Origin of the sequence: Streptomyces sp. NPDC001848 (assembly GCF_042891915.1) — a bacterium.
In the GTDB taxonomy this organism is placed as follows: Bacteria; Actinomycetota; Actinomycetes; order Streptomycetales; family Streptomycetaceae; genus Streptomyces.
Map to the genome: position 1 here is coordinate 192,033 of NZ_JBIATP010000011.1, position 12,540 is coordinate 204,572.

Genomic DNA, 12,540 nt, shown 5'->3' on the forward strand with positions numbered 1-12,540 from the left:
GTGGGTGGCGCCGGGGACGACCGCGAGGTGGTTCTCGCAGCGCAGCCGGGCCTGGGCCTGCCGGTTGAGGTCGAGGACGAGCGGGTCGGCGCCGCGTGCACTGTTCCACGCTAAGGCGGTCGGCGACGCCGCGCGAAGGGGCCGGGCGCTACACGTGCGCGGGGGCCATGTGGTCGGTGAACCAGTCGCGGGCCAGGTCGGTGACCGCCTCCAGGGCGCCCGGTTCCTCGAACAGGTGGGTGGCGCCGGGGACGACCGCGAGGTGGTTCTCGCAGCGCAGCCGGGCCTGGGCCTGCCGGTTGAGGTCGAGGACGAGCGGGTCGGCGCCGCCGACGACGAGCAGCGTGGGTGCCGTCACCTCGGGCAGGCGCGCTCCGGCGAGGTCGGGCCGGCCGCCGCGGGAGACGACGGCGGCGATGCGCGTCCCCGGCTCGGCGGCCGCCCACAGCGCGGCGGCGGCACCGGTGCTGGCGCCGAAGTAGCCGACGGCGAGCCCTTCCGTCTCCGGCCGGGTGCGCAGCCAGGCGGTGGTGTCGGCGAGCCGCCGGGCCAGCAGCCCGGTGTCGAACACGTTGGCCCGGTCGCGCTCCTCGTCCTCGGTGAGCAGGTCGAACAGGAGCGTGCCGAGCCCGGCCCGGTTCAGTCCCTCGGCCACGAACCGGTTGCGCGGGCTGTGCCGGCTGCTGCCGCTGCCGTGGGCGAAGACGACGATCCCGGTCGGGTCCTCGGGCACGGTCAGCCGCCCGCCCAGGCCTACGGCACCGGCGGCCACCTCCACCTCCTGGTCCACGGTCCCCCTGTGCCCCGCGGCCCGTTGCAGGCAGGCGGCGACTTCCGCGTCGTCGACCTGGGCGAAGTCGGCGTAGAACTGACCGACCGCGAAGAAGATCCGCGGTGTGTCGAGGCAGACCAGTTCGTCCGCCTCGTCGGCGAGCCGCTCGGTCCAGTCGTGCGGCGCGACGGGCACCGCCAGCACGATCCGTGCCGCTCCCCGGGCCCGGGCGATCCGGCAGGCGGCGCGTGCGGTGGACCCGGTGGCCACCCCGTCGTCGACGACCACCACGGTCCGCCCCTCGACGGGCGCGGGTGAGCGCCCGCCCCGGTAGCGCCGGGCCCTGAGTTCCAGGACCTCGCGCTCGCGCTCCTCGACCTGTGCCAGTTCCTCCGGGGTGACGCGGGCCTCCCGCACCACCGCGTCGTTGATCACGCGCACGCCGTCCTCGCCGATCGCCCCCATCCCCAGCTCCGGCTGGAAGGGCACGCCCAGCTTGCGGACCAGGCACACGTCCAGCGGTGCCCCGAGCGCTTCGGCCACCTCGGCGGCGACCGGCACCCCTCCTCTGGGCAGCCCCAGCACCACGAGGTCCCGGCCCCTGAGGTGCCTGAGGCGGGCGCCCAACTGCCGTCCGGCTTCGAGACGATCGGTGAAGACCACGATGCGGCCTCCTCACTCCCGGGGGGACCAGAGCGGTGCGGGCGGGGGCTCCTCGGGTGCCCCCGCCGCCGTGATGTCGCCGGCGGCGGCGCGGACCAGCCGGCGGCCCAGGGCGATCAGGGCCCGTCCGGCGGCGAGTTCGTCACCGATCTCGGGCACCGCCGTGTCGCACGGGCTGCGGTGGGCCTCCGCGTGGCTCTCGAGCACGTTCTCGCCGGTGTCCAGGACGGCCCGGGCCGTGGTCGCCGGGTCGTGTTCGGACAGGTACAGGTGCAGCGTCCACTCCTTGGCGGACACAGGCCGGCTGTCGGCGGCTTGGGTCATCGTCCGTCCCTCCTCACGCGGGTGCGAGGCAAGAGGACTGAAAGGGATGCGGCCCTCTTCCACTGTGACTCCGATGGGCGCCCGGCGCACAGGTGCCCGCGGCGTGCTTCGCCGCGCCGGGCACAATGGCGGTCATGACCACGCGTTCCTGCCCGTGCGGGCTGCCCGAGGCGTACGAGAACTGCTGCGGCCGCTACCACGCGGGGGCCGCCGCGCCGACGGCCGAGGCGCTCATGCGGTCCCGGTACAGCGCCTTCGTCAAGGGGGACGCGGGGTACCTGCTGCGCACCTGGCATCCGCGGACCCGGCCGACGCGGCTGGACCTCGATCCGCGGACGCGCTGGACGGGGCTGGAGGTGCTGGGGACGACGGACGGGTCCGCGTTCCACGCCACGGGGACCGTGACGTTCCGCGCCTCCTACCGGGGCGGCTCGCTGCACGAGCGCAGCCGGTTCGAGCGGGTGGACGGGGCGTGGGTGTACGTCGACGGGGACTTTCTCGACTGACCGCTCCCGGCGACCGCTACGGCGCCAGGATGTCCAGTTCGTGCAGCGCGCCCACGGTGATCTCGCGGGTGAGCTGCTCGGCGCGGGCCGCGTCGCCCTCCCGGACCGCCTCCGCGACCTGGACGTGCAGGGTGACCGCGGCCGGGTCGGGGTCCTCGAACATGACGTCGTGGTGGGTGCGGCCCGACAGGACCTCCGCGACGACGTCGCCGAGGCGGGCGAACATCTCGTTGCCCGACGCCTGGAGGATCACCCGGTGGAAGGCCACGTCGTGGATCAGGTAGGCCTCCAGTCTGTGGCCGCGTGAGTTGGCCACCATCCCGAGGGCGCACTCGGTGAGTTCGGCGCACTGTTCGGCGGTGGCGTGACGGGCGGCCAGGCCCGCCGCGACCGGTTCGACCGCCGAGCGCAGCACGGTCAGCGAGCGCAGCTGCCGCGGGCGGTCGGCGCCGGCCAGCCGCCACCGGATGACCTGGGGGTCGTAGACGTTCCACTCGGAGGGGGGCAGGACCGTCACGCCGACCCGGCGGCGCGACTCCACCAGGTGCATGGACTCGAGGACGCGCACGGCCTCGCGCATCACGGACCGGGACACCTCGAAGTGCTGGGCGAGTTCGTCGGTGCGCAGGACACTGCCCGGCGGGTACTCGCCCGCGGTGATCGCGGGGCCGAGGGTGTCCAGTACATGGCCGTGCAGCCCCCGGCCCGGTGTGCTCATGCACTCAGCGTACGAGGAAGGTCACGACAAGAAAAAGTCAGACTTATATGTCACAGAGTCTTGAATTCGTCGTACCTAATCGGTTTCAGTGACGTCGACACCAGATGTCGAAGAAGACAGCGAGAGCACGATGCAGCATCTGCGCACCCCCCACGTCGTCGTGGTCATGGGCGTCGCCGGCACGGGCAAGACCACCATCGGTCCCCTGCTTGCGACCCGGCTCGGCGTTCCCTACGCCGAGGGCGACGACTTCCACCCCCCGGCCAACATCGCCAAGATGTCGGCCGGTATCCCGCTCGAGGACCAGGACCGGTGGCCCTGGCTGGACGCCATCGGCGCCTGGGCGCACGAGCGGGCGGGGCTCGGCGGGGTGGTCAGCAGTTCGGCGCTGAAGCGGGCGTACCGCGACCGGCTGCGGGCCGCGGCTCCCGATGTCGTCTTCGTTCATCTGACGGGCGACCGCAAGCTCATCGAGGAACGGATGGCGCACCGCCAGGGGCACTTCATGCCCACGGCGCTGCTGGACTCCCAGTTCGCCACGCTCCAGCCGCTGGAGCCTGACGAGCGGGGAGTCGCGGTGGACGTCTCGGGCAGCCCCGAGGAGATCACCGCCCGCGCCGTCGACGCCCTGCGCGACCTCGAGCGGTCCTCCGCGCGGTCCTCGCAGTAACTCCCCCGCCCTCGGCTCGGGGTCCTCCCCCAGGGGCCGCGGCCTCGGCACGCCCTCTCCCCAGGGGCGACGGCCGACGAGGGCTTCCTCACCCGAAACCGAGAGTTCCTCTCCTCACTCCTAGGGAACACCCCGTGACCAGACTCAGCGTCGAGATGCTGGCAGCGGCCCCCGTCGAGCCGATCACATCGGCGGGCCACGCTCAACTGGGCATCGCGGCGGTGGCGGGCATCGCCGTCATCGTGCTGCTCATCACCAGGTTCAAGCTCCACGCCTTCCTCGCCCTGACCATCGGCTCACTCGCGCTGGGCGCGTTCGCCGGGGCACCGCTCGACAAGGCGATCACCAGTTTCACCACCGGGCTCGGCTCGACCGTGGCCGGTGTGGGCGTCCTGATCGCGCTCGGCGCGATCCTCGGCAGGCTGCTCGCCGACTCCGGCGGCGCGGACCAGATCGTCGACACGATCCTCGCCAAGGCCAAGGGCCGTGCGATGCCGTGGGCGATGGTGCTGATCGCCGCGGTGATCGGACTGCCGCTGTTCTTCGAGGTCGGCATCGTGCTGCTGATCCCGGTCGTGCTGATGGTCGCCAAGCGCGGCAACTACTCGCTGATGCGGATCGGCATCCCGGCGCTCGCGGGCCTGTCCGTGATGCACGGTCTGGTCCCGCCGCACCCCGGCCCGCTGGTCGCGATCGACGCGGTCAAGGCGAACCTCGGTGTGACGCTGGCGCTCGGCGTGCTGGTCGCGATCCCCACGGTGATCATCGCCGGTCCACTGTTCTCGAAGGTCGCGGCCCGCTGGGTGGACGCCCCCGTCCCCGACCGCATGATCCCTCCTGGCGCCTCCGAGGACCTGGAGAGGCGCCCCGGGTTCGGCCCCACGCTGGCCACCGTGCTGCTGCCGGTCGTGCTGATGCTGGCCAAGGCGCTGGTGGACATCGTCGTCGACGACCCGGCCAAGATGGTGCAGCGCGTCTTCGACGTGATCGGCTCGCCGCTGATCGCACTGCTCGCGGCCGTGATCGTGGGCATCTTCACCCTGGGCCGCCCGGCCGGCTTCGGCAAGGAGCGGATCTCCCAGCTCGTCGAGAAGGGCCTCGCACCCATCGCGGGCATCCTGCTCATCGTGGGCGCGGGCGGCGGGTTCAAGCAGACGCTGATCGACTGCGGCGTGGGTCAGATGGTCCTGGACATATCGAAGCACTGGTCGATCCCCGCGCTGCTGCTGGCCTGGCTGATCGCGGTGGCGATCCGGCTCGCGACCGGTTCCGCGACCGTGGCGACCGTCTCGGCCGCCGGTCTGGTCGCGCCGCTCGCGGCCGACATGTCGACCACCCACACCGCCCTGCTGGTGCTGGCCATCGGCGCCGGCTCGCTCTTCCTCAGCCATGTCAACGACGCGGGGTTCTGGCTGGTCAAGGAGTACTTCGGGCTCAGCGTCGGCCAGAACCTGAAGACCTGGTCGGTCATGGAGTGCATCATCTCCGTGGTCGCCGGCGGACTGGTCCTCCTGCTCTCCCTCATCATCTAGGAGTGGTACGGCGATGACGGCTCACCCCCTCTTCGACATCGGCGGCCGTACGGCGCTGGTGACCGGCTCCAGCCGGGGCATCGGGCTCGCGCTCGCCCGCGGGCTGGCTCAGGCCGGCTGCACGGTGGTCCTCAACGGGCGCGACGCCGACCGGCTCACCAAGGCGGCGGCGGAACTGCCGGGCGAGGTGCACACGGCCGTGTTCGACGTGACCGACGGCGCCTCGGTCCCCGCCGGGATTGCGGATGTCGAGGAGCGGGTGGGCCCGCTCGACATCCTGGTCAACAACGCGGGCATGCAACTGCGCGCCCCACTGCTGGAGTTCACCGACGCCGACTGGTACCGGATCCTGGACACCAATCTGACCAGCGCGTTCCTGGTCGGCCGTGAGGCCGCCCGGTACATGACCGAGCGCGGCCACGGGAAGATCATCAACATCTGCTCGCTGCAGAGCGAGGTGGTGCGCCCCGGGATCGCCCCGTACGCGGCGACCAAGGGCGCGCTGAAGATGCTCACCAAGGGCATGTGCGCGGACTGGGGTCCGCAGGGCGTGCAGGTGAACGGGCTCGGCCCCGGCTACATCGAGACGGAGCTGACCCGGCCGCTCGTGGAGGACGAGGAGTTCAGCGCCTGGGTGCGCAGGCGCACTCCGGCCGGGCGCTGGGGGCGTACGGAGGACCTGGTGGGCGGGGTGCTGTTCCTCGCCTCGCCTGCGGCGGACTTCGTCAGTGGGCAGGTGCTGTACGTCGACGGCGGCATGACCAGCGTGCTGTGAGGGGAGAGATCGAGATGTCCGCGATGCTGGGATGTGTCATCCACGGGCAGGGTGACCTGCGCGTCGATGAACTGCCGGTCCCGCAGCCGGGGCCCGGGCAGGCGCTGGTCGCCGTCCGCTACGGCGGGGTGTGCGGCTCGGATCTGCACTACTGGCGACACGGTGGGGTCGGGGACTTCCGGCTCAGGGAGCCGATGGTGCTCGGTCACGAGGTGGTCGGGACGGTGGTCGGCTACGGTGGCGGGGCGTCAGGTCCCGCCGTCGGCGCGGCGGTCGCCGTGCACCCGGCCACTCCGTGCGGGGTGTGCCCGGAGTGCGCGGACGGGCGGCGCAATGTGTGCCGGGACACCCGCTACCTGGGCAGCGCGGCCCGTTTCCCGCACGTGCAGGGCGGCTTCGCGGCGCGGATGGTCGTCCCGGCCGCGCAGCTGAGGCCGCTCCCGGCCGGTCTTGAGCTGCGCCGGGCCGCGCTCGCCGAACCGCTCTCCGTGGCGCTGCACGCGGTGCGCCGGGCCGGGGAGGTGGCCGGCCGGCACGTGCTGGTGACCGGTGCGGGCCCCATCGGCTGCCTGGTGGTGGCGGCCGCGAAGGCGGCGGGCGCGGCGCGGGTCACCGTCACGGACCTTCTGCCCCGGGCGCTGGAGTTCGCCGCGGCGGCGGGCGCCGACACCCTCGTACGGGCGGACGACCCGGACGATGCGGGGTGGCCCGCCGAGGTGGACGTGGCGGTCGAGGCGTCGGGGGTCGCCGCCGGCCTCGACACCTGTCTGCGGCTGGTCCGCCGGGGCGGGGTCGTGGTCCAGCTCGGCATGCTGCCGCCGGGACAGACCCCCTTCGCGGGCAACCTGCTGGTGAGCCGGGAGATCGACCTGCGGGGCGCGTTCCGCTTCGACACGGAGTTCGACGACGCGCTGGGGCTGCTCGCCTCAGAGCCGACACTCGACGCGCTGATCAGCGAGGTGGTCCCGGTGCGCGAGGCGGAGTCGGCGTTCGCGCTGGCGGCGGACCGAAGCCGGTCGTGCAACGTGCTGCTGGACTTCGGGCAGCCCGCCTAGAGAGGGCGCCCCACCAGCGAGTCGAGGATGTCACGGGCGTCGGTCAGGTCGTCGATCGCCGCCGTGATCCGCGCACGTTCCTTCGCCAGTCCTTCGAGGAGCTCAGGGCACCTGCCGGCCAGGACGACGTTGTCGTCCTGGACACAGGGCACGATCTCGGCGATGACGGACGTGCCGAGTCCCGCCGAGAGCAGGACCTGGATGCGCCGCACGGTCGTCACGTCCCGCTCCTCGTACTCGCGGTATCCGCTCGGCCGCCGCAGCGGGGACAGCAGCCCCTGCTCCTCGTAGTAGCGCAGGGCGCGGGGGCTCGCCCCGGTGCGGCGCGAGAGTTCGCCGATCCTCATGTCGTCGAGTACAGCAGGGACTTGACTCTCACGCCAATGTGAATGTCTAGCGTCGCGCCATGACGAACTCGACCACGCGCGCCTCTGTTTCCGTTCTCGGCCTCGGGCCCATGGGCCGGGCCCTCGCCTCCGCCTTCCTGACCGCCGGCCACTCGCCGACCGTGTGGAACCGCACCCCGGGACGGGCCGGTGACCTCCCCGAACGGGGCGCGACCGTCGCGTCGTCGGCCGAGGACGCCGTGCGTGCCGGGGAGGTGGTCGTTGTCTGCCTGCTGGACTACGACGCCGTACGCGCCGTGTTGCCGGCGACGGGCTGGGCGGGCCGCACGCTGGTCAACCTCAGCAGCGGGGAGCCCGCGCAGGCCCGGACCATGGCCGAGTGGGCGGCCGGCCACGGCATCCGCTACCTGGACGGAGCCGTCCTCACCCCCACCCCGGCGATCGGCACCCCTGCCGCCGCGGTCCTCTACAGCGGTGCGCGGGACGCGTACGACGCGGTACGGGAGTCGATGGCGGCGCTCGGCGGTACCGGCAGTTATCTCGGCGCCGACCCGGGACGTGCGGCGGCGTACGAGGTGGCGCTGCTCGACCTGTTCGCCACCTCCGTGCACGGAGCGGCGCACGCCTTCGCTCTCGCCTCGGCGGAGGGCATCGCGCCCGCGGATCTCGCGCCGTTCGCCGTCGGGATCAGCGGTCTGCTCTCCGAGCTGGTCCCCCGGTGGGCCGAGCAGTTGCGGACCGGCCGATTCCCGGGAGAGCGCTCCACCGTGGCATCGGCGGCGGCGACGCTCACCCGGCTGGTCGAGGCCGCTTCGGCGCACGGCCTGGACACCGGTGCCCTGGCGGCGGCGAAGCGGGCCGCCGACCGGGCCGTCGCCGCCGGGTACGGTGAGGACGGGCTCGCGCGGCTCGTGGCGGCTACGGGCGCCACAGCGGGTGTTCCCGCTCCGCCCAGTCGCGGCTGACCAGGCCGGTGCGCAGGCCCCGGCGGGACTCCGGGTCGCCGAGGGCCATGCCGATGTGGCCGGCCAGGACGACGCCGATGGTCAGGGCGAGCCAGTCGTGGACGAACGTCGCGGAGGTGCGCCACATCAGCGGGGTGAGGTGGGTGAACCACATCAGCAGTCCCGTGCCGAGCATCACCAGCGTGGCGCCCGCGATCCACGCCGCGTACGTCTTCTGTCCCGCGTTGAACTTGCCCGCCGGCCGGGACGCGCGGCGGTGGTCACGGCGCAGGGCCGCACGCAGCCAGACCCGGTCGTGCGGCCCCCAGCGGTTGAGGTGGCCGAGGTCCGCGCGGAACGCCCGGGAGGCGAGGCCGAGCAGGACCGGTACCGGCAGCAGCACGCCCGCCACCTCGTGGACCCTGACCACCAGTTCGCGGCGTCCCACCAGTTCCGCGAACGCGGGGACGTAGAGGCAGGCCGCCGTCACCACGCACACGCCCATCAGGGCGGCCGTCGTGCGGTGCACCCAGTGCTCCGCGCGGGTGAAGCGGCGTACCCGGGCCGGGGCGGCGACGGGCGGCTGCGGGGCGTCAACTCGTGGGGGCATCGTCGCGTCCGTTCGACCGGCCGACCCAGGCATCGACGTCATAGCCCCGTTCCTCCCAGTAGCCGGGGCGCACCGCCCGCGTGACGGTGATGCCGCAGAGCCACTTGGCGGACTTGTAGAAGTACATGGGGGCCACGTAGAGGCGGACCGGGCCGCCGTGGTCGTGGGTGACCGGCTTGTCCTGCATCTTCAGCGCGACCAGGACGTCGTCACGGCGCGCCTGGTCGAGGGTGAGGCTTTCGGTGTACGCCCCGTCGAAGCAGGTGAAGCGGACGGCGCCGGCGGAGGACCGCACGCCCGCGGCGTCCAGCAGTGCGGACAGCCGTACGCCTTCGAACGGTGTCTTCGGCACCCGCCAGCCGGTCACGCACTGGACGTCGTGCACGAGCCGGGTCTGCGGCAGGGCACGCAGGTCGGCCAGCGTGTACGTCTTCGGGCGGTCGACCAGGCCGTTGACGGTGAGGCGGTAGCTGGTCTCGCCGAGGTGCGGGACGGACGCGGTCACCGAGTAGTAGCGGAAGCCGCCGCCGTTCGGCAGCAGTCCGGTCAGGCCCGTCGGGTCCTTGCCGGCGACGCCGCCGAGGAAGGACTCCAGGCCGCGCTGGAGCGTGGGCGCGGCGACCACGCCGAGCGCGCCGAGCCCCAGGGTGCCCAGCAGCACCCGGCGGCCGATCGGGGTGCCGGTCGCCGGGGGCTGCGGGGCGTCCCGCTCGTCCGGTGGTTCAGGGTTCACACAACGATTCGAGCACCCGGCACCCCCTCGATGCCAGGGGTGCGGGGTGCCCGTCAGGATTCCGTAACCACTTCTCACCGGGTTCTCAGGAAGTGGATCAACGGCGTGGATCAGCGATGTGCGCCGGTCACGCCGTCGACTCCGCGGCCCTTTCCAGCTGGAACGCCTCGTTGCCCAGGCCGATGCGGGCGTGCGCCTGGGGCTTGCGGGAGCGCAGCAGCAGGCCCTGGGCCAGGCCGAGCACCAGGGCCACGCCGATGATCGCGGGGAGCAGCCATCCGAGTGCCGAGTCCGGGCCCGTGCCGACGAGGACGTCGAAGTCCTTGACCGTGTAGCCGGCGATCACCAGCAGGGCGAGCCCGGCCACCGCGGAGGTGACCAGCCGCCAGGCCTGGGCGCGGGCGGAGCCACGACGGGCGAAGAAGACGATCACCGAGGCGGAGGCGGCCACCATCAGCACGGTGACGCCGAGCGCTCCCACGCTGCCGAACCAGGTGAACAGGTGCAGCACGGGCGCGGTCGGGTCGCCGTTCGGCTTGTCGTCGGCCACCGCGAAGGCGACCACGATCACCGCGGACACCGCGCTCTGCAGCAGCGAACCCGTGCCGGGGGCCCCGCTCGCGCCGGTCGTCCGCCCGAAGGCGGCCGGCAGCAGTCCCTCGCGCCCCATGGCGAACGCGTACCGGGCGACCACGTTGTGGAAGCTGAGCAGCGCCGCGAACATGCCGGTCACGAACAGCACGTGCAGTACGTCCGTGAAGGTGTGCCCGAGCAGGGACTCGGTCAGCCAGAACAGCAGATCCGCGCTCTGCTTCTGCGCGGCCGGGACGATCTGGGACGGCCCTGCGGCGACCGTCAGCGCCCATGAGCTGATCGCGAAGAAGACGGCGACGAAGCCGATCGCGAGGAACATCACCCGGGGCACGAGGACGTGCGGGCGGCTGGTCTCCTCGGCGTAGACCGGTGCCTGCTCGAAGCCCGTGAAGGCGGCGAGGCAGAAGCACAGCGCGGTGCCCACGCCCGCCCCGGTGAGGGTGCCCGGGTCGAAGGCGTGCAGGGACAACCCCTCCTTGGAGGGGTCGGCGACGGCCGCCGCGTCGAAGACGACGACGAGTGCGACCTCGATCAGCAGCAGGATGCCGAGCAGGCGCGCGTTGACATCGATCTTGAGCCAGCCGAGCGCGCCGACGACGAGGACGGCGGCCAGTGCCGGGATCCACCAGGCCATCTGCACGTCCAGATAGGTGGCGAACAGGCCGGACACCTCGAAGCCGAAGATGCCGTAGATCCCGAACTGCAGCGCGCTGTAGGCGACGAGGGCGACGGCGGCGGCCGCCGCTCCCGCCGTGCCCCCGAGGCCGCGGGAGATGTACGCGTAGAACGCGCCGGCGTTGTGGACGTGGCGGCTCATCTCGGCGTATCCGAAGGAGAACAGGGCCAGCACCACGCCGAGGACGACGAACAGCAGCGGTTGGCCGACGACGCCCATCACCCCGAATGTGGTGGGCATGACACCCGCGACCACCATGAGAGGGGCGGTCGCGGCCAGCACGGACAGCAGCAGGCCCGTCGTGCCGAGCCGGTCGGCGCGCAGGGCGCGTTCCTGACCCTTGAAGGTGCTGATGCTGCCGCCGTCGGCGGAGGCCGGTCTGCTCGTGCTCGAACTGCCGGTCGTCATCGCGTGGTTGTCCTTTCGGATGCCTTGAACGGGACTTGCGGGACTGTCGGGACTTGCGGGGCCGTCAGACTTGTGGGACTTGCGGGGCCGTCAAACCTTGCGGGACTGATGGGGCCTGGGGGGCAGTGGGTGTCGTCACGCCGTACCCAGCGCCGTTTCGCGCGCGGTACGGAACGCCGTGTACGGGTCGCGGTCGGGGTACGACCACGGCGCCGGGGTCGCGTACGACCCGATGCGGAGGAACAGGGCGGCGGCCTCGGCACCCCGGCCCTCGCAGTACTTGGCGTGGGCCAGGAAGTTGAGGTCGACATGGCGGCGCGGATGGTCTTCGCGCTCCCACTCCAGCCACCAGTCGAACGCCGCCTTCATCACCTGGCGGGCGCGCCGCCCCACCCAGTGCCCGGAGGCGACGGGGTCGGGCGGCTCGCTGCCCGCGGCGGCGAGCACGCGGTAGCGCTCGGCGTGCGCGACGACCGGGAGGATGGCGAGCGGCGAGTCGGCGGGTGCCTGTTCGGCGGCCCAGTTGGCGAAGTCGTAGACCTCGTGCAGCGGGTCCTGGCCGGCGTCGGCGCGGCGCTCGGCGAGCCGGGCGACCACCAGGTGGTGCGCGTGGTGATGGTCCGGGTAGCGGGCGCGCACCTCGTCGAAGAGGCGGACCACGTCCTCCTCGGTGCCGAGCGACCGCTCCAGGATCAGCAGACCGAGCCAGGGCGTCGGGTCGGCGGGGGCGAGCGCGGCGGCGGCCCGGCAGGCCTCGCGGGCGTCGTCCGGGCGTTCCTTGCCCTGGAGGGCGCGGTGGACGACGGCGTGGGCGACGAGGACGGCGGCAGGGGCCGAGTCGGGTTCGGCGAGCTGCCATTCACGCGCCCAGGCGAGGGCGGCGGGCTCCTGGGCGAGGACGGTGACGCGATGGCCTCGGCGGTCCCAGTCGTCATGGGTCGAGGCCAGCAGGGCACGCACGGTCGCCCATCGTCCGCGGGCGAGCGAGGCCCGGGCAACGATGAGTTCGGTGTCGTCGAGCGCGGCGTCGAAGAGCCGGTCCACGCGCTTGCGGGCACGGCCGAACGCCGGTGGGGGTGGGGGTGGGGGTGGCACCGCGGTGATTCCTTACCGAACGCGGCTCGTCAGAGTGCGGTCACGCACAGCAAACCCTCCGCCACCTGTGTGCGTCAAGGGCGTTCCGGATGCGCTACACGTGTCAAGTGGACCATCG

At 72.7% G+C, this 12,540-nt stretch carries 14 protein-coding genes; 6 read left to right on the forward strand and 8 right to left on the reverse strand.

All coding sequences use genetic code 11. The features are described 5' to 3' along the window. Window positions 1–148: 148 nt before the first annotated feature. Both ACFYZJ_RS23665 and ACFYZJ_RS23670 read right to left on the reverse strand, forming a co-directional pair. Entirely contained in the window at window positions 149–1,435 is a 1,287-nt protein-coding gene (locus tag ACFYZJ_RS23665; RefSeq protein WP_388571017.1) for a phosphoribosyltransferase family protein, read from the reverse strand. 12 nt (window positions 1,436–1,447) lie between these two features. Beyond that, window positions 1,448–1,759, reverse strand: coding sequence for a dsRBD fold-containing protein (locus ACFYZJ_RS23670; protein ID WP_388571019.1), 312 nt, complete (start codon window positions 1,757–1,759; stop codon window positions 1,448–1,450). Window positions 1,760–1,893: 134 nt separating this feature from the next. Between ACFYZJ_RS23670 and ACFYZJ_RS23675 the strand changes: the two genes are divergently transcribed. Next, entirely contained in the window at window positions 1,894–2,265 is a 372-nt protein-coding gene (locus tag ACFYZJ_RS23675; RefSeq protein WP_388571021.1) for a YchJ family protein, read from the forward strand. A 16-nt stretch (window positions 2,266–2,281) separates the two neighbouring features. Here the strand turns inward: ACFYZJ_RS23675 and ACFYZJ_RS23680 are convergent, their stop codons facing one another. After that, window positions 2,282–2,983, reverse strand: a complete 702-nt coding sequence (locus ACFYZJ_RS23680) for a FadR/GntR family transcriptional regulator (RefSeq protein WP_388571023.1) — start codon at window positions 2,981–2,983, stop codon at window positions 2,282–2,284. Between the two features lie 130 nt (window positions 2,984–3,113). On the opposite strand from ACFYZJ_RS23680, the gene ACFYZJ_RS23685 reads away from it, so the two are divergent. From ACFYZJ_RS23685 to ACFYZJ_RS23700, 4 genes are all read left to right on the forward strand, one after another. Next, complete coding sequence (locus ACFYZJ_RS23685; RefSeq protein WP_388571220.1) at window positions 3,114–3,653, forward strand: gluconokinase; 540 nt, start codon at window positions 3,114–3,116, stop codon at window positions 3,651–3,653. Window positions 3,654–3,787: 134 nt separating this feature from the next. After that, entirely contained in the window at window positions 3,788–5,185 is a 1,398-nt protein-coding gene (locus ACFYZJ_RS23690; protein WP_388571024.1) for a GntP family permease, read from the forward strand. A gap of 13 nt (window positions 5,186–5,198) precedes the next feature. After that, entirely contained in the window at window positions 5,199–5,960 is a 762-nt protein-coding gene (locus tag ACFYZJ_RS23695; RefSeq protein WP_388571026.1) for an SDR family oxidoreductase, read from the forward strand. Window positions 5,961–5,983: 23 nt separating this feature from the next. Beyond that, complete coding sequence (locus ACFYZJ_RS23700) at window positions 5,984–7,015, forward strand: L-idonate 5-dehydrogenase (protein WP_388571221.1); 1,032 nt, start codon at window positions 5,984–5,986, stop codon at window positions 7,013–7,015. Here ACFYZJ_RS23700 and ACFYZJ_RS23705 read toward each other — a convergent pair. Next, entirely contained in the window at window positions 7,012–7,362 is a 351-nt protein-coding gene (locus ACFYZJ_RS23705; protein WP_388571027.1) for a MerR family transcriptional regulator, read from the reverse strand. The two genes, ACFYZJ_RS23700 and ACFYZJ_RS23705, sit on opposite strands and share 4 nt — an antisense overlap. A gap of 59 nt (window positions 7,363–7,421) precedes the next feature. Between ACFYZJ_RS23705 and ACFYZJ_RS23710 the strand changes: the two genes are divergently transcribed. Next, on the forward strand, window positions 7,422–8,327 hold the full coding sequence (locus ACFYZJ_RS23710; RefSeq protein ID WP_388571028.1) for an NAD(P)-dependent oxidoreductase: 906 nt from the start codon (window positions 7,422–7,424) through the stop codon (window positions 8,325–8,327). Here ACFYZJ_RS23710 and ACFYZJ_RS23715 read toward each other — a convergent pair. From ACFYZJ_RS23715 to ACFYZJ_RS23730, 4 genes are all read right to left on the reverse strand, one after another. Beyond that, window positions 8,281–8,916: a cytochrome b/b6 domain-containing protein gene (locus tag ACFYZJ_RS23715; protein WP_388571029.1), complete on the reverse strand. Its 636-nt coding sequence runs from the start codon at window positions 8,914–8,916 to the stop codon at window positions 8,281–8,283. The genes ACFYZJ_RS23710 and ACFYZJ_RS23715 overlap by 47 nt on opposite strands. Next, window positions 8,900–9,649 (reverse strand): molybdopterin-dependent oxidoreductase, encoded by a 750-nt coding sequence (locus tag ACFYZJ_RS23720; protein ID WP_388571030.1) that lies wholly within the window; start codon window positions 9,647–9,649, stop codon window positions 8,900–8,902. Before ACFYZJ_RS23720 ends, ACFYZJ_RS23715 begins: the two co-directional genes overlap by 17 nt. 127 nt (window positions 9,650–9,776) lie before the next feature. Beyond that, window positions 9,777–11,327 carry an APC family permease gene (locus ACFYZJ_RS23725; RefSeq protein ID WP_388571032.1) on the reverse strand — a complete coding sequence of 517 codons (1,551 nt, stop codon included), beginning with the start codon at window positions 11,325–11,327 and terminating at the stop codon, window positions 9,777–9,779. Window positions 11,328–11,462: 135 nt separating this feature from the next. After that, window positions 11,463–12,422, reverse strand: a complete 960-nt coding sequence (locus tag ACFYZJ_RS23730; protein ID WP_388571034.1) for a hypothetical protein — start codon at window positions 12,420–12,422, stop codon at window positions 11,463–11,465. Between the last annotated feature and the right edge of the window lie 118 nt (window positions 12,423–12,540).

Coding starts and splice junctions, on each gene's coding strand:
- ACFYZJ_RS23670 (WP_388571019.1), bottom strand. CDS start 1,759: ATGACCCAAGCCGCCGACAGCCGGCCTGTGTCCGCCAAGGAGTGGACG.
- ACFYZJ_RS23675 (WP_388571021.1), top strand. CDS start 1,894: ATGACCACGCGTTCCTGCCCGTGCGGGCTGCCCGAGGCGTACGAGAAC.
- ACFYZJ_RS23680 (WP_388571023.1), bottom strand. CDS start 2,983: ATGAGCACACCGGGCCGGGGGCTGCACGGCCATGTACTGGACACCCTC.
- ACFYZJ_RS23685 (WP_388571220.1), top strand. CDS start 3,114: ATGCAGCATCTGCGCACCCCCCACGTCGTCGTGGTCATGGGCGTCGCC.
- ACFYZJ_RS23695 (WP_388571026.1), top strand. CDS start 5,199: ATGACGGCTCACCCCCTCTTCGACATCGGCGGCCGTACGGCGCTGGTG.
- ACFYZJ_RS23700 (WP_388571221.1), top strand. CDS start 5,984: ATGCTGGGATGTGTCATCCACGGGCAGGGTGACCTGCGCGTCGATGAA.
- ACFYZJ_RS23705 (WP_388571027.1), bottom strand. CDS start 7,362: ATGAGGATCGGCGAACTCTCGCGCCGCACCGGGGCGAGCCCCCGCGCC.
- ACFYZJ_RS23710 (WP_388571028.1), top strand. CDS start 7,422: ATGACGAACTCGACCACGCGCGCCTCTGTTTCCGTTCTCGGCCTCGGG.
- ACFYZJ_RS23715 (WP_388571029.1), bottom strand. CDS start 8,916: ATGCCCCCACGAGTTGACGCCCCGCAGCCGCCCGTCGCCGCCCCGGCC.
- ACFYZJ_RS23725 (WP_388571032.1), bottom strand. CDS start 11,327: ATGACGACCGGCAGTTCGAGCACGAGCAGACCGGCCTCCGCCGACGGC.